Source organism: Streptomyces solicavernae (assembly GCF_029968095.1).
GTDB lineage: Bacteria > Actinomycetota > Actinomycetes > Streptomycetales > Streptomycetaceae > Streptomyces > Streptomyces solicavernae.
Genome location: NZ_JASCIR010000033.1, coordinates 20,334 through 36,363 on the forward strand (window position 1 = coordinate 20,334; position 16,030 = coordinate 36,363).

The window sequence follows — 16,030 nt, forward strand, 5'->3', positions numbered from 1 at the left end:
AATCTTCGGGAACCTTCGGAAATCTAGGGTGGAGCACATGAGCAGTACCGGCACGACGGGCACGACCGGCACGACGGGCACGACGGCCACGACGGCCACGACGGCCACCGCGACCGAGAGCGCGCTCGGCTACGAGCAGGCGCGGGACGAACTGATCGACGTGGTGCGGCGCCTGGAGGCGGGCGGCACGTCCCTTGAGGAGTCGCTCGCCCTGTGGGAGCGCGGCGAGGAGCTGGCGAAGGTGTGCCGCCGCTGGCTCGACGGCGCCCGGGCCCGGCTCGACGCGGCGCTCGCGGAGCGGGGGGACGAGGCAGAGGGGGAGGACGGGGAGTAGGGACGGGGAGTAGCCCTCAGCCCTCCGCGCCCTCCGCGCCCTCCGCAAGCAGCCCCGCGCACTCCGCCTGTGAGGCCGATCACCTCGGCCTCATTTTGGTTGAAATTTAAACCTGTATGGGCGTACGGTGATCACCGCAAGCGTTCCACGATCGTCTTCTGAAGAAGGTTGACCGCATGTCCCTCGCCCTCGACGCCGCCGCCCAGGACCTCCTCTTCCGCGAGGCCCGCACCGCCAACACCTTCACCGACGAGCCGGTGACCGAGGAGCAGGTGCAGGCCATCTACGACCTGGTCAAGTACGGCCCGACCGCCTTCAACAACTCGCCGCTGCGCGTGACCCTGGTCCGCTCCCCCGAGGCCCGCGAGCGCCTGGTGAAGCACATGGCCGAGGGCAACCAGCCGAAGACCGCCACCGCCCCGCTGGTCGCGATCCTCTCCGTGGACAACGAGTTCCACGACGAGCTGCCGAAGCTGTTCCCGCACTTCCCGGCCGCCAAGGACGCCTTCTTCTCGGAGCGCCCGGTGCGTGAGCAGGCCGCCGCCGTCAACGGTGCGCTGCAGGCCGGTTACTTCATCGTCGGCGTACGCGCCGCGGGCCTGGCCGCGGGCCCGATGACCGGCTTCGACTTCGCCGGTGTCCAGAAGGAGTTCCTGGACGACGACCACACCCCGCTGATGGTCGTGAACATCGGCAAGCCCGGCGAGGACGCCTGGTTCCCGCGCTCCCCGCGCCTGGACTACGAAGAGGTCGTCACCTCCGTCTGAGCCACATCCGCCACGTGCAGGGGCCCCGGCGATCACTTGAGTTCCAGTGGTCGCCGGGGCCCCTGCACGTCTGCGTCACGATGTCCGCTTCATGCCTGCGCCAGTCACGATGTCCGCTTCACGCCTGCGCCAGTCACGACGTCCGCTTCACACCTGAGTCAGTCACGACGTCCGCTTCATGCCCGCATCACTTCAGCGCCCCGGCCATCTCCGCGAGCTGCGCGAACGTGGCGGAGCCGGTGACCACCGTCGTCGCGCCCTTCTCCGTGCGCACGAGCGCGTCGTACGTCTCGCCCTCGTAGCGCGTCCAGGTGGCGCCGTCGATCCGCTCGCTGCGGGCCGTCTCCTCGGCGCCACGGGTGACGTCGTCGACGAAGACCGGGGTCTTCTCGGTGGACTGCTCGATCGCGATGTACTGGTCGTCCGGGCCGTGGAAGCCCAGGTGCCAGTGGTCCTGCTCGGCGCCGTCGAAGCGGACCGAGGTCGCCTTCCAGCCCTTGCCGAGGCCCTCGGGCGCGAGGATTGGGTAGGTGGCCGCGCGCTGGGCCGTCGCCAGCTCGACGTCGTAGCTCACCGCCTTGACGGGGTTCTGGGACTCGTCGTGCGGGATGAAGACGTAGATGACCGCCACGACGGCGCCGATCACCGCGAGGGACAGCACCATGTCCCGAAGCGTCTTGGTGCCTCTCATACCTGCCACGCCCTCCATCTCCCTGCCACGCCCCCATCGTCGCAGGTGCCCCGTCTGCTCATGCGTGGGGGCCACTGCTCAATTTGTCGGCCTCCGGATAGAGTGCGAACCACACCCTCCTCGGCCGCCCACCCGACGCCCGCCACCGCCGCTCGGCACTTCGGGCGCGGCCTGCTGGTCGTATCAGAAAGGTGCGCTCCGATGACCGAGCATCACTTGCCGTCCGCTCTGGAGGTCTCGCCCGAGGCCCCCGACCGCAACCTCGCCCTGGAACTGGTCCGGGTCACCGAGGCCGCCGCCATGGCCGCCGGGCGGTGGGTCGGCCGCGGCGACAAGAACGGTGCCGACGGCGCCGCCGTACGCGCGATGCGCACCCTCGTCTCGACCGTCTCGATGAACGGCGTCGTCGTCATCGGCGAGGGCGAGAAGGACGAGGCCCCGATGCTGTTCAACGGGGAGCGGATCGGTGACGGCACCGGCGCCGAGGTGGACATCGCCGTCGACCCGATCGACGGCACCACCCTGAACGCCAAGGGCATGCCGAACGCGATCGCCGTGCTCGCCGCCGCCGACCGCGGCGCGATGTTCGACCCGTCGGCCGTGTTCTACATGGACAAGCTGGTCACGGGCCCGGAAGCCGCGGACTACGTGGACATCAACGCGCCGGTGTCGGTGAACATCCGCCGGGTCGCGAAGGCCAAGCGCTCGGCGCCCGAGGACGTCACCGTCGTCATCCTGGACCGGCCGCGGCACGAGGGCATCGTCAAGGAGATCCGCGAGACGGGCGCCCGGATCAAGTTCATCTCGGACGGCGACGTGGCCGGTTCGATCATGGCGGTCCGCGAGGGCACCGGCGTCGACCTCCTGATGGGCATCGGCGGTACGCCCGAGGGCATCATCTCGGCCTGCGCCATCAAGTGCCTGGGCGGCACCATCCAGGGCAAGCTGTGGCCCAAGGACGAGGCGGAGAAGCAGCGCGCCCTGGACGCCGGGCACGACCTGGACCGGGTGCTGTACACCGGCGACCTGGTCTCCGGCGACAACGTGTTCTTCGTCGCCACCGGCATCACCGACGGCGAGCTGCTTCGCGGGGTGCGCTACCGCGCCGAGACCGCGACCACGCAGTCCCTGGTGATGCGCTCGAAGTCCGGCACGATCCGGCAGATCGACTCCACGCACCGCCTGGAGAAGCTGCGCGCCTACAGCGCCATCGACTTCGACCGCGCGAAGTAGCACCTCAAGGCAGGCTGATACGAAGCGACCGGGGTGTCCCTTGTGCGGAGGGGCACCCCGTTCGCGTACGCACCGGCCTCGTCAGCCGGCCGCCGCTATCGCGTCCGCCGCGCGGGCCGCCTTCTTCAGCTCCATGTCGCGGCGCCGGCGCCGGGCGAGGACCACACGGCGCTCGGCGGCGGTGAGCCCGCCCCACACTCCGTACGGCTCGGGCTGGAGCAGGGCGTGCTCGCGGCACTCGACCATCACGGGGCAGCGGGCGCAGACCCGCTTCGCGGCCTCTTCGCGGGCCAGGCGGGCGGCTGTGGGCTCCTTGGAGGGGGCGAAGAAGAGGCCCGCCTCGTCCCGGCGGCAGACCGCGTCGGAGTGCCAGGGCACGTCCTGGTCCCGTGCCGGGGCGCCCTCCTGCCCCTGACTTCGCTGTGCCGGAACGGCAGCGACCTGCAGGGACTGATGCGGCGTTTGCAGCACGGTCTACTCCTGACGACGGCTTCGCGAGCGAGAAGAAGGCGACGAACCGTCCCTACCCGCTGTACGCGGCCCTATGCACTGAGTTCCCATGCGTCGACCGGCTCAACTTCCCACCCGCCCACGGAGGTTGACGCCGTCAGAGGTGCTTGCGCAGATGCCTGGCCGTGGACCGGCCGATGTACTTGTGCAGGTCCGCGATCAGCTTGCCGCGCTTGGGCTTGGCCTCGATGTTGCCGAAGACCGAGTAGCCGTCGATGAAGACCACCGGCGCCTGGGGGTCCTCCGCCTCAAGGGTGTCCACCTCGAAGTTGCCGCAGACGCCGCTGCCGGTGCCGCGCAGCGTGATGTTCTCCGGGACTCTGACCTCGACGTTCCCGAAGACCGACCAGGCCCTGATGACGATCTGGGGGTACTCGAAGACCGCCTCGGTCAGGTCGATCTCCACGCTCCCGAAGACCGCGTACGCGTGCGTTCTGCGGCCCACGCGCCAGCGGCCCTTGCGGGTGGTGCTGCTGAGGACCGCCACCAGGTTCTCGTCGGGATCGGCGGGGATCGTGCCGGGCAGGGGCGCGCCGGAGTGCGCCGGGGCGTGCGCGGTGGCGTACGGCGCGGGGGCCGGGCGGGACTGGTGCTCGCCCGGCAAGTCCCTTACGTAGGGCTCCAGTTCGGCGAGGGTCTTGGCGCCATACACCCCCTCGATGCGGTCGGCGTGCTCCTCCGTGGTGAGGCGGCCCTCGGCCAGCGCCTCGCGCAGGATGTCCGCCGTGCGGTCGCGGTCGGCGTCGGAGGCGCGCAGGCCGGTGGGCTCCGCCGCCGGGGCGGACTGCTGGGGGCGCTTTTCGAGGTCCACCCCACCAGCGTACCCAAACGCGATAGATCGCGACAGCCGTACGGGAGAACGATGCGGGCAACGATGCGGGGGAACGAACTGAGCCTTACCTCACAGACCCGCCCGCGCCGCCAGGTTCTACGCTGGTTGGCGCTGCCAACGGATGCCAGCTGCTACCCGGCCGAAAGAGGAATGGGCGAGATGCCGCATACTTCCCCCCCAACCCGCCCAGCGTTCGCGTACACCGATCTGCTCCCCCAGGGCGAGGACACCACCCCGTACCGCCTGGTGACCTCGGAGGGCGTCTCCACCGCCGAGGGGCCGGACGGCCGTACGTTCCTGAAGGTCGAGCCGGAGGCGCTGCGCAAGCTCGCCGAAGAGGCCATCCACGACATCCAGCACTACCTGCGCCCGGCCCACCTCGCGCAGCTGCGCCGCATCGTGGACGACCCGGAGGCGTCGGGCAACGACAAGTTCGTGGCGCTCGACCTGCTGAAGAACGCGAACATCGCGGCGGCCGGCGTGCTGCCGATGTGCCAGGACACCGGCACCGCGATCGTCATGGGCAAGCGCGGCCAGAACGTGCTCACCGCGGGCGAGGACGAGAAGTCGCTGTCCAAGGGCATCTTCGACGCGTACCAGAACCTGAACCTGCGCTACTCGCAGATGGCCCCGCTGAACATGTGGGACGAGAAGAACACCGGCTCGAACCTGCCGGCGCAGATCGAGCTGTACGCGACGGACGGCGGCGCCTACAAGTTCCTCTTCATGGCGAAGGGCGGCGGCTCCGCCAACAAGTCGTTCCTCTACCAGGAGACGAAGGCGGTCCTCAACGAGGCCTCCATGATGAAGTTCCTGGAGGAGAAGATCCGTTCGCTCGGTACGGCCGCGTGCCCGCCGTACCACCTGGCGATCGTGGTCGGCGGCACCTCCGCCGAGTACGCCCTGAAGACCGCCAAGTACGCCTCCGCGCACTACCTGGACGAGATCCCGAGCGAGGGTTCCGCGCTCGGCCACGGCTTCAGGGACAAGGAGCTGGAGGAGAAGGTCTTCGAGCTGACACAGAAGATCGGCATCGGCGCGCAGTTCGGCGGCAAGTACTTCTGCCACGACGTGCGCGTGGTGCGCCTTCCGCGGCACGGCGCGTCCTGCCCGGTCGCGATCGCGGTGTCCTGCTCGGCGGACCGCCAGGCCGTCGCGAAGATCACCGCCGAGGGCGTCTTCCTGGAGCAGCTGGAGACGGACCCGGCGCGGTTCCTGCCGGAGACGACGGACGAGCACCTGTCCGAGGACTCCGAGTCCGACGTGGTGAAGATCGACCTGAACCAGCCGATGGACACCATCCTCGCCGAGCTCGCCAAGTACCCGGTGAAGACCCGCCTCTCCCTGACCGGCCCGCTGGTCGTGGCCCGCGACATCGCGCACGCCAAGATCAAGGAGCGCCTGGACGCGGGCGAGGAGATGCCGCAGTACCTGAAGGACCACCCGGTGTACTACGCGGGTCCGGCCAAGACGCCCGAGGGTTACGCCTCCGGTTCCTTCGGCCCGACGACGGCCGGGCGCATGGACAGTTACGTGGAGCAGTTCCAGGCGGCCGGCGGCTCGAAGGTGATGCTGGCCAAGGGCAACCGGTCGAAGCAGGTCACGGACGCGTGCGACGCGCACGGCGGCTTCTACCTCGGTTCGATCGGCGGTCCGGCGGCCCGTCTCGCGCAGGACTGCATCAAGAAGGTCGAGGTCGTCGAGTACGAGGAGCTCGGCATGGAGGCCGTCTGGAAGATCGAGGTCGAGGACTTCCCGGCGTTCATCGTCGTGGACGACAAGGGCAACGACTTCTTCCAGAATCCGGCGCCGGAGCCGACGTTCACGTCCATTCCGGTGCGCGGACCCGGCCTCGCGTAACACCCGCCGGCACGTTCAACGGGCGCCGTACGGACCGCAGTCGGTCCGTACGGCGCCCGTGCACGCTCAGGCTCAGGCGAACCGCTGGCTCGCCGAGCCGTCGCACGCCCGCAGGCGCAGTGGCTCCCGCGCGCCCGCGAGCGTGAGGCAGAGCCCGGTCGCGGAGGCAGGCCGGATCGTCGGGCCGTCGCGTACGAAGCGCTGGTTGGCGCCGCCGTGGCAGTTCCACAGGACCAGGTCCGTGCCCGCCGTCACCGACTTGGCGTCCAGGCAGCGGTCCTGGGTGAGTTCGGTGTGCACGGTGCCGTGCTCGGCGTCGTACCACCAGTTCTGGTTGCGGCCGTCGTGGCAGTCCCAGCCGAGGACGCGGGTGCCGTTGGCGCTCTGCGCGCCGTCGACGTCCAGGCAGGTGCCGGTGGCCGCGTTCCTGAGTGGCTTGAAGACGTCGTCCCAGGCGTACGGGACGAGCTCCGGCTCGCCCGAGGAGTTGACGTCGGCACAACTCGCCTCGCGCGCCCCGGACTCGTAGAGCTGCGTGAGGCAGGAGGCGAAGGCCGCGTGGCCGGCCCTGTTGGGGTGGAAGGACTGGCGCAGCGAGTTCTCGTCCGGCAGGCCGGGTTTGGAGAGGTCGATGTAGAGGCCGCGCGCCCAGGTGCTCTGCATGCAGACCTCGTGGCCGTGGAAGAGCCGCGAGTTGTCGAGGTAGGTGGCGCCGGTGTTCGCGGCGGCCTCGCGGATGCCGCGCTCGAAGGCGGGCACGGCGGCGTTGCGGCCCCACACGGTGTCGGAGTCGTACCCCATGCCGCCGCAGGCGAGCTTGCCGGGGAAGTCCGGGTTGTCGCGGAAGTCCGGTCCGATCGGGCTGGGATAGCCCATGACGACGAGCTGGTACGCGCCGTCCGCGTACCCGGCGTCGCGCATCACGGTCCGCAGGTCGCGCACGGTCTGCTCGACCTTGGGCACGAGAGCGTCGACGCGGGACTGCCAGCCGGGCGCGTACTTGGGCTCGCAGGGGCCCTGGCTGAGCAGGTAGCGGGTGACGCAGTCCGTCATGACGGGCCCGAACTGCAGGTCGTCGTTGGCGCCCGCGACCAGCAGCACCATCTTGATCCTCGTGTTGCGGGCCTTCACGGCGAGGCTGTCGCTCTGCACCAGCTCGTCCGCGTACTGCTTGCTGCCGCCGATGCGGATGTTGGCGGTGGAGGCGCCCGAGCAGGAGACGTTGTAGGTGACGTCGGCGGCGATGCCGGTGCGGTGGATCGCGGCGTCCGGCGAGCGGTGGCACCAGTTGTCGGGGCCGTTGGTGCCGGGCTCGTACGTGCCGACGCCCTCGCCGGAGATCTCGCTGTCGCCGAGTGAGATCAGGGCCGACTTCCGCTCGGCGAGCGGGCGCTCGGCCGGGTCGCCGTAGAGCTTCGTCGCCTCGGCGGCGCGGATCTTCTCCAGTTCCGGCGGCAGGGGTGCGGCAGCCGGCTTCTTCGGCGAGGGCGTGGCGGCCGACGGCGCGGCGTGGGCGGCTGGAACATGGAGTCCGGCCACGGCCGCCGCCGCTGCCGCCAGGACGGCGACGGCGTTCCGCCGGATGGTGAGCCTGGGTCTGGGTCTTGCGCGCTGCGTTCGGTGCATGCTGCCTCCCCGGGTTCGCTGTTACCCCCGGTATTTACTCGGCGGTAGGGCCGAGGGGAATAGGCCGAACAAGACAAGTGCTCAACTTTCAGAGCGACTTCGGAGGCGTACGGACATGACGAACGACCGCACGGACGAGACCGCGTACCGCGTCGAGCACGACTCCATGGGCGAGGTGCGCGTCCCCGCGCACGCCAAGTGGCGGGCCCAGACGCAGCGCGCCGTGGAGAACTTCCCCGTCTCCGGACAGCGCCTGGAGCGCGCCCACATCGAGGCCCTGGCCCGCATCAAGGGCGCCGCCGCGAAGGTCAACGCCGAGCTCGGCGTGCTGGACGCGGACCGGGCGCGGGCCATCCGGGAGGCGGCCGAAGAGGTGGCCGAGGGGCGCTGGGACGAGCACTTCCCGGTGGATGTCTTCCAGACCGGCTCCGGCACCTCGTCCAACATGAACACCAACGAGGTCCTGGCCACCCTCGCGACCGAACGCCTGGGCCGGGACGTCCACCCCAACGACCATGTGAACGCCTCCCAGTCGTCCAACGACGTCTTCCCCTCCTCCATCCACATCGCCGCCACCGCCGCCGTCACGCGTGACCTGATCCCCGCGCTCGACCACCTCGCCGAGTCCCTGGAGCGCAAGTCCGCCGAGTTCTCCGAGGTCGTCAAGTCCGGTCGTACGCACCTGATGGACGCCACGCCCGTCACCCTGGGCCAGGAGTTCGGCGGGTACGCGGCGCAGGTGCGGTACGGCGTGGAGCGGCTGCGGTCGGCGCTGCCGCGCCTGGCCGAACTCCCGCTCGGCGGCACGGCCGTGGGCACCGGCATCAACACCCCGGCCGGGTTCTCGGCCGCCGTGATCGCCGAGGTCGCCCGCGCCACCGGCCTGCCGCTCACCGAGGCCCGGGACCACTTCGAGGCGCAGGGGGCGCGGGACGGACTGGTCGAGGCCAGCGGGCAGTTGCGGGTGATCGCGGTCGGCCTGACGAAGATCGCCAACGACCTGCGCTGGATGGCCTCGGGCCCGCGCACCGGTCTGGCCGAGATCAACCTGCCCGATCTGCAGCCCGGTTCGTCGATCATGCCGGGCAAGGTCAACCCGGTGATCCCGGAGGCCGTCCTGATGGTCGCGGCGCAGGTCGTCGGCAACGACGCGACGGTCGCCACGGCGGGCGCGGCGGGCAACTTCGAGCTGAACGTGATGCTGCCGGTGCTCGCCAAGAACGTACTGGAATCGGTCCGGCTCCTCGCCAACGCGTCCCGCCTGCTCGCCGACCGCACGGTCGACGGCATCACCGCCAACGCCGAACGCGCCCGCGAGTACGCTCAGTCGTCGCCGTCCGTGGTCACGCCGCTGAACCAGTACATCGGGTACGAGGAGGCGGCGAAGGTCGCCAAGCGGGCGATCGCGGAGCGGCGGACGATTCGCGAGGTCGTCCTCGACGGGGGGTACGTGGAACGCGGCGACCTCACCCTCAAGCAGCTGGACGAGGCCCTGGACGTCCTGCGGATGACCCACCCGTGACGGCACCGCACTAAAATCCGTGCATGACACACAAGACGAGCGGGCACTGGGCCCCCGGCACCCCCGTCCTGTGGCGGTACCGGGACAACGCGAGCCCCCGCTTCCACATCTGCCGTCCCGTCACCGTCGTGCAGGACACCGACGAACTGCTCGCCGTCTGGCTGGCGCCGGGCACGGAATGCGTCAAACCTGTCCTCGCGGACGGCACTTCGGTCCACGAGGAGCCGCTGGCCACCCGCTACACCAGGCCCCGCACGGTGCACCGCGAGCGCTGGTTCGGCACCGGCGTCCTCAAGCTGGCGCGGCCCGGCGAGCCCTGGTCCGTGTGGCTGTTCTGGGAGCCCGGATGGAAGTTCCGGAGCTGGTACGTCAACCTGGAGGAGCCGCGTACCCGTTGGGCGGGCGGGGTGGACTCGCAGGACCACTTTTTGGACATCTCCGTGCGCCCGGACCGCAGCTGGCGCTGGCACGACGAGGACGAGTTCGCACAGGCCCAGCGGGACGGCCTGATGAGCGCCCGGCAGGCCCGCGCGGTGCGCTCGGCGGGCCGGGCGGCGGTCGAGTCGATCGAGGCGTGGGGGCCGCCGTACACCTCCGGCTGGGAGGAGTGGCGTCCCGATCCGGAGTGGAATGTGCCGTTCCTGCCGGTGGACTGGGATCGTACGCCCGCGCATGTGTCCCCATGAGACCCTTGCTGCGCCCCCATGGTCCAAACGTAGGATCGTCGTCCACAAGGGCGCGTAGTGCGGCGCGGAGCGAGGGCAACTGACCAGGCCTTCGAACTTTCTGACCGTACGTCATCGAGGGGCGGCAGTGACGTGAGCGAAGGGTACGAGGGGTACGGCGGCGCCGCGCCGGACCGTACCGGGCAGGCCGAGGCCTTTGACGCCATCGGCGCGCGGTACGACGAGGCCTTCCCGCACAAGGAGGGCCAGCTCGCCACAGGTGAGTGGCTGGCGAAGACGCTGCCGCCCGGCTCCCGGGTCCTCGACGTGGGCTGCGGTACCGGCGTCCCCACGGCGCGGCAGCTCGTGGACGCCGGGCACACCGTGGTCGGCGTGGACCTGTCCCGCACCATGCTGGACCTCGCGCGCGAGCGGGTGCCCGAGGGCGCGTTCCATCAGCGGGACCTCGCCGCGCTGCGCGCCGAAGGGCCGGACGGCCTCGGCACGTTCGACGGCATCACCTGCTTCTTCACGCTGCTGATGTTGCCGCGCGCGGAGATCCCGCACGCGCTCGCGCTGCTGCGCTCGCTGCTTCGCCCCGGTGGCCTGCTCTCGCTGTCGATGGTCGAGGCCGACCTCGACGACACGGCGATCCCGTTCCTCGGCCGGACGATCCGGGTATCGGGTTTCCGGCGGGACGCCCTGCGCGAGGCCGTGCGCGCCGCGGGTCTGGACATCGCCGGGGAGGACGCGTACGCGTACGAACCGGCCGGACCCGACGCCCCACCCGAGCACCAGCTGTTCCTCAACTGCCGCCGCGCGTGAGGCACATCGACGGCACCGGACCCACCGAGCCCACCACCCCCAACGACGGCACCGACGGCACCACATCTCGGCGCGCGCCGCGCGCAGCCCCGGACGGACGGATTCAAAAGGCGTGACGGAGCACCCCACCTCCCACGAGGGCAGGCAGCCAAGAGCTGCCCGGCCGAACCCCGCGGACCCCCGCGGGGCGCTGCTGCGTTCCCCGGACTCCGCCGAAGGACCGGACCGGCCGGGCCACGGCGACGGCACGGACTTCCCCGGAACCGACCGGCCGCCCGTGACCGGCCTGCCGACGGGAGCCGACGGACAGGCTGCGGCCGAGGGGCAGGCCGTGGCCGAGGGGCAGACCTTGGGCGAGGGGCAGCCCTTGGGCGAAGGGCAGCCCATGGCCAACCCGCACCCCGCGGCCGACGGGCACTCCAGCGCGCCGCCCCGGACCGCTGCCGCCTTACCGCCACAGGGTCCCCGGAACCAGCCCGGCGACGACGGCGAGCACCGCAAGACCGGCCCCGCCGACACCCCCGAACCGGACGCGCACCGCCCGCGCCCCGGCCCGCTGCCCGTGCCCCCGGCCCGGATGGGCGGTTCGGGCGGCGAGAGCGGCGAGAGCGGCGGCAGCCTCGGCCCCGCCACGCACCCCGAGCCCTCCGCGCACCCCGGCACCTCCGCCGCCGTACCCGCCGCCGTACCCGCCGACGTCCGGGCGGACGGACTGCCGCCCGCCCCGCCCGTACCGCCCGCGCCCCCGTCCGGCGACGGCGGCGGCGCGGCCCGGCACGGCGGGGACCGGCTGCGGTTCGTGGGCGCCGCGACCCGGCGGATCGCCCGCGGCATAGACCTCGACGAGATCGTGATGGGCCTGTGCCGGGCGACCGTGCCCACGTTCTCCGACGCGATCCTCGTCTACCTCCGCGACCCGCTCCCGGTCGGCGACGAGCGGCCCGTCGGCCCCGTCGTGCTGCGCCTGCGCCGCACCGACCGGATACCCGACGAGCTGGACGACACGGTGTCCGACGGCGGCGTCCTGCTGCCCCCGCTGCCGGCGCAGCCCGACCCGACGCCGACCCTGCAGCTGCGCTGGAGCCGGGGCGAGCCCAACGCCGCCGAGCTGTGCGAGGTGCAGATCGGCGGTGCTCTCGCCGAGGTCCTTCGCGGGGTCCGGCCGGTCTTCGGAGACACCCCCGCCGCGCGCGCCGCGCTGCCCGAACTCCTCGGCGACGAGCACACGCTGCCCGAGGGCCGGCGGGCGATCCTCGCCCCGCTGCGGGGCCGGCGGCGGGTGATCGGCGCGGCCGTGTTCCTGCGCCGCCCGGAGCGCGCCGCGTTCGAGCAGGACGACCAGCTGGTCGCCGCGCAGCTCGCCACGCACACCGCGCTCGGCATCGACAAGGCCGTGCTCTACGGCCGCGAGGCGTACATCGCGGACGAGCTGCAGCGCACCATGCTCCCCGAGACGCTGCCGCAGCCCACCGGCGTCCGCCTCGCCAGCCGGTACCTCCCGGCCGCCGAGACCGCCCGCGTCGGCGGCGACTGGTACGACGCGATCCCGCTGCCCGGCAGCCGCGTCGCCCTGGTCGTCGGGGACGTCATGGGCCACTCCATGACCTCGGCCGCGATCATGGGCCAGCTCCGCACCACCGCGCAGACCCTCGCCGGGCTCGACCTGCCCCCGCAGGAGGTCCTGCACCACCTCGACGAACAGGCCCAGCGCCTCGGCAGCGACCGCATGGCGACCTGCCTGTACGCGGTCTACGACCCGGTCGCGCACCGCATCACCATCGCCAACGCCGGCCACCCGCCGCCCGTGCTCCTGCACATCGGCGGGCGCGCGGAGGTGCTGCGCGTACCGGCCGGAGCGCCGATCGGCGTCGGCGGGGTCGACTTCGAGGCCGTCGAGCTGGACGCCCCGGCGGGCGCGACGCTGCTGCTCTACACCGACGGCCTGGTCGAGTCCCGCCTCCGTGACGTGTGGACCGGCATCGAGCAGCTGCGGGAACGGCTCGCCGCGACCGCCGAGTTGACCGGCCCGGACCACGCGCCGCCCCTCGAAGCGCTCTGCGACGAGGTGCTCGACATGCTCGGACCGGGCGACCGGGACGACGACATCGCGCTGCTCGCCGCCCGCTTCGACGGGATCGCGCCCAGCGACGTCGCGTACTGGCAGCTCGACCCGGAGGACTCCGCGCCCGGCCGGGCCCGGCGGCTGGCCCGTCGCGCCCTTGCCGCCTGGGACCTGGAGGACCTGACGGAGTCGGTGGAGCTCCTGGTCAGCGAGGTCGTGACCAACGCGGTGCGGTACGCGTCGCGGCCGGTCACGCTGCGGCTGCTCCGTACGGATGTGCTGCGCTGCGAGGTCGGGGACGACGTGCCGCAGCTGCCGAGGCTGCGGCAGGCCCGCGCCACGGACGAGGGCGGGCGCGGCCTGTACCTGGTCAACCGGCTGGCCCGGCGGTGGGGGGCGACGCGGCTGTCGACCGGCAAGGTGGTGTGGTTCGAGCTGAACCGGGGCTGAGGTCTCAGGCCGTTTGTCCGGCTGCTGCGCCGTCGTGGCGGGCCGCGCCCCGCGGCGGAGCCGCACATGTCACAGCCCCGCGCCCCTGCCGGGGCCCCTACTCCCGCGCCGGCCGGTCAGGGTTCCCCGGCTCCTCGCCCGGCTCCGTGGGGATGGTCCAGGAGCCGGACGGGGCCGGGCTGGTCGGGAGGCCGGTCGGGCCTGTCGTCGGCGGCACGGTCGTCGGACCGTCCGTCGGAGGCGTCGCCGTCGAAGGCGGAGCCGTCGTCGGGTCCTGAGAAGTCGGCGGCGCCGAGGGCGTCTCAGTCGGGTCGGCCGACTCAGGCTCCGTCGTCGCGGACGGCGGCGGTTCCACGCCCGCCCCCATGTCCGTATCGAGGTCGAACTCCGCGTCCGAGCCGCCGTTCAGGGCGCCGAGCGTGTACGCGGCCCAGATCCGGGACGGGAAGCCGCTGCCGTGGATCTTGCCGTCGCCGCCCGCGCCGGCCAGCGAGACGTGGTCGCCGGAGCCCGCCGGGGCCCCGCCGGGCCGCTTCAGGCCGCCGCCGCCCTCGGGCGCCTCGCCGAACATGCCCACCACGGTGACCATTTCGGGGGTGTAGCCCGCGAACCAGGCCGAGACGTTGTTGTCCGACGTACCCGTCTTGCCCGCGGCCTCGTACTTGCCCGCGTACCGCCCGGAGCCGACCACCGAGCCGGTGCCGTCGTTGACCACGCCCTGCAGGACGGAGGTCACGGAGTCGGCGGTGGTGCGCTGCACGACCTGCTCGCCCAGCGGCTCCGGCTGGACCTTCTCGCGGTCCTTGTGCGTGGCCGACTTCAGGATGGACGGGGTGACCTTCTTGCCGTGGTTGTCGAGGGTCGCGTAGACGCCCGCCATCTCCATCGGGCTCGCGCCCATCGAGCCGAGCGTCATCGCCGGTTCCGTGGTGATCTTCTGCATGCCCAGGTCGGAGGCGGTCTGCGCGACCCGGTCCATGCCGACGTCGGCGCCCATCTGCGCGTACACCGAGTTCACCGAGTGGTCCATGGCCCGCTGGACGGTGATGTCGCCGTAGTCCTTCTTGCCCTCGTTCGGCGGGGCGTACGGCTTCTCGCCGCCCTCGACCGGACGGCCGCTGGTGCCGTCGTACACCGTGCCCGCGCGGATCGGGGTGCCGTCCTGCGTCGTGGCGTCGTTCTCCAGGGCGGACGCGAGGATCACGGGCTTGAACGTGGAGCCGGGCTGGTAGTCGTCGCGGGTCGCGTTGGACTGGTAGTGCTTGAGGTAATCCTCGCCGCCGTAGAGGGCGATGACCGCGCCGGTCTTCGGGTCCACGGAGACCACACCGGCCTGCACGGCGGCGTCGACCTTCCGCTCGTCGGTGTCCAGCTTGTCGTTGAGCTGCGCGTCGACCGCGTTCTGGAGGGCCTTCTGCTTCTCCGGGTCGATGTTCAGGGTGACGGTCCAGCCGCCCGCCTTGAGCTTGGCCTCGGCGTCGTCGCGGGTGTCGCCGCGGCGCATCAGCTCGGCGACGATCTGCTGGTCGGCCGCGTCCACCAGGTATCCGGCCTGGCCCGCCTTGCCGGCCTCCGGCTTGGGCTTGTCGGGCTTGTCGAACTTCATGCCGGACCGCTCGCCTGCGTCCAGCCAGTCCTCCTCGACCATGTTGTCGAGGACGTAGTTCCAGCGCTCCTCGACCAGCTTCTTGCTCGCCGGGGACGCCACGGCCCAGTCGTACTGGCTGGGGGCCTGCAGCAGCGCCGCGAGGTAGGCGCCCTGCTCGACGGTCAGCTCCTCGGCGTCGATGCCGTAGTAGGCCTGGGCGGCGGCCTGGATGCCGTAGGCGCCGCGGCCGTAGTAGCTGGTGTTGATGTAGCCCGCGAGAATCTCGTCCTTGCTCTGCTTCTGGTCGACCTTGAGGGAGATCACCAGTTCCTTGAGCTTGCGGGTGACCGTCTGGTCCTGGTTCAGGTAGTAGTTCTTGACGTACTGCTGGGTGATCGTCGAACCACCCTGCTTGCCCTTGCCGGTGAGGGTGTTGAAGACGCCCCGGGCAGTGCCCTTGAGGTCGATGCCCTGGTCCTTGTAGAAGGTCTTGTTCTCCGCGGCCACGAAGGTCTTCTGCACGTCCTTCGGCACCCGGTCGAGCCCGACGATCTCGCGGTTCACCTCGCCGGTACGGGTGATCAGGCTGCCGTCCGCGTACTTGTAGACGTTGCTCTGCTGCTGGGCCTGCTCGTTGGCCACCGGCACCGGGACCAGCACGTACAGCGCGACGAAGCCGCCCATCGCGAGCAGGCAGAGCCCGAAGAGGGTGCCGAGGACCCGCTTCCAGGTGAAGAAGCGGCGGATGCCGCCCTTGCCACCGCCCTTGCCCCTGGCGGCCCGGCGGGCGCCACGGGGGCGTATGCCATCGGACTGCGAACGCGCCGCCGCCCGGCGTTCCCCGCCGCGCTGCCGCGCTCGTCTCGCTTCCGCTCGGCCCATTGCTCCGTCGCTCCAGTCAGTTCGGCTCCCCCGGGTCAGCTCATGAAGCTAACACCGGCCATGCGGACAAAGGACTGCTGATCCGGCCTTTTCCGGACGTGACAATCAGCACCTGCCCCATGGGAACCGACTCGCCGGGCGTACGAAGGGTTGCCCTGGGGTGGTGTGGAGGCTTGGCAACGG

Annotated in this window: 13 protein-coding genes; 8 read left to right on the top strand and 5 right to left on the bottom strand. The window is 71.4% G+C overall.

Features of this window, described 5'->3' with window-relative positions; genetic code table 11:
- Window positions 1–37 precede the first annotated feature (37 nt).
- Both QIS99_RS26985 and QIS99_RS26990 read left to right on the top strand, forming a co-directional pair.
- On the top strand, window positions 38–334 hold the full coding sequence (locus tag QIS99_RS26985; RefSeq protein WP_282516279.1) for an exodeoxyribonuclease VII small subunit: 297 nt from the start codon (window positions 38–40) through the stop codon (window positions 332–334).
- Window positions 335–510: 176 nt separating this feature from the next.
- Window positions 511–1,101 (top strand): malonic semialdehyde reductase, encoded by a 591-nt coding sequence (locus tag QIS99_RS26990; protein ID WP_282516280.1) that lies wholly within the window; start codon window positions 511–513, stop codon window positions 1,099–1,101.
- A gap of 187 nt (window positions 1,102–1,288) precedes the next feature.
- Here QIS99_RS26990 and QIS99_RS26995 read toward each other — a convergent pair whose 3' ends face one another.
- The gene (locus QIS99_RS26995) at window positions 1,289–1,801 is read right to left on the bottom strand and encodes a DUF4245 domain-containing protein (protein ID WP_282516281.1); all 513 of its coding nucleotides are present in this window, start codon (window positions 1,799–1,801) and stop codon (window positions 1,289–1,291) included.
- Window positions 1,802–1,993: 192 nt separating this feature from the next.
- Here QIS99_RS26995 and glpX point away from each other — a divergent pair, with 192 nt between their 5' ends.
- Window positions 1,994–3,025, top strand: a complete 1,032-nt coding sequence (gene glpX / locus QIS99_RS27000) for a class II fructose-bisphosphatase (protein ID WP_282516282.1) — start codon at window positions 1,994–1,996, stop codon at window positions 3,023–3,025.
- Between the two features lie 81 nt (window positions 3,026–3,106).
- Here the strand turns inward: glpX and QIS99_RS27005 are convergent, their stop codons facing one another.
- Entirely contained in the window at window positions 3,107–3,496 is a 390-nt protein-coding gene (locus tag QIS99_RS27005) for a WhiB family transcriptional regulator (RefSeq protein WP_282516283.1), read from the bottom strand.
- Window positions 3,497–3,632: 136 nt separating this feature from the next.
- Entirely contained in the window at window positions 3,633–4,346 is a 714-nt protein-coding gene (locus QIS99_RS27010) for a DUF1707 SHOCT-like domain-containing protein (protein ID WP_282516284.1), read from the bottom strand.
- A 171-nt stretch (window positions 4,347–4,517) separates the two neighbouring features.
- Here QIS99_RS27010 and QIS99_RS27015 point away from each other — a divergent pair, with 171 nt between their 5' ends.
- The gene (locus QIS99_RS27015) at window positions 4,518–6,227 is read left to right on the top strand and encodes a fumarate hydratase (RefSeq protein ID WP_408909645.1); all 1,710 of its coding nucleotides are present in this window, start codon (window positions 4,518–4,520) and stop codon (window positions 6,225–6,227) included.
- Between the two features lie 72 nt (window positions 6,228–6,299).
- Here QIS99_RS27015 and QIS99_RS27020 read toward each other — a convergent pair whose 3' ends face one another.
- Window positions 6,300–7,853 carry a ricin-type beta-trefoil lectin domain protein gene (locus QIS99_RS27020; RefSeq protein WP_282516286.1) on the bottom strand — a complete coding sequence of 518 codons (1,554 nt, stop codon included), beginning with the start codon at window positions 7,851–7,853 and terminating at the stop codon, window positions 6,300–6,302.
- 115 nt (window positions 7,854–7,968) lie between these two features.
- On the opposite strand from QIS99_RS27020, the gene QIS99_RS27025 reads away from it, so the two are divergent.
- The 4 genes from QIS99_RS27025 (at window position 7,969) to QIS99_RS27040 (ending at window position 13,377) form a co-directional block, all read left to right on the top strand.
- Window positions 7,969–9,375, top strand: a complete 1,407-nt coding sequence (locus QIS99_RS27025) for a class II fumarate hydratase (RefSeq protein ID WP_282516287.1) — start codon at window positions 7,969–7,971, stop codon at window positions 9,373–9,375.
- Window positions 9,376–9,398: 23 nt separating this feature from the next.
- A complete protein-coding gene (gene fomD, locus QIS99_RS27030; protein WP_282516288.1) occupies window positions 9,399–10,061 on the top strand; it encodes a cytidylyl-2-hydroxypropylphosphonate hydrolase in 663 nt (220 codons plus the stop codon).
- A 132-nt stretch (window positions 10,062–10,193) separates the two neighbouring features.
- On the top strand, window positions 10,194–10,865 hold the full coding sequence (locus QIS99_RS27035) for a class I SAM-dependent DNA methyltransferase (protein ID WP_282516289.1): 672 nt from the start codon (window positions 10,194–10,196) through the stop codon (window positions 10,863–10,865).
- Between the two features lie 385 nt (window positions 10,866–11,250).
- Window positions 11,251–13,377, top strand: coding sequence for a SpoIIE family protein phosphatase (locus tag QIS99_RS27040; protein ID WP_408909648.1), 2,127 nt, complete (start codon window positions 11,251–11,253; stop codon window positions 13,375–13,377).
- A 97-nt stretch (window positions 13,378–13,474) separates the two neighbouring features.
- On the opposite strand, the gene QIS99_RS27045 is transcribed toward QIS99_RS27040, so the two are convergent.
- Entirely contained in the window at window positions 13,475–15,847 is a 2,373-nt protein-coding gene (locus QIS99_RS27045) for a transglycosylase domain-containing protein (protein WP_282516291.1), read from the bottom strand.
- Window positions 15,848–16,030 lie beyond the last annotated feature (183 nt).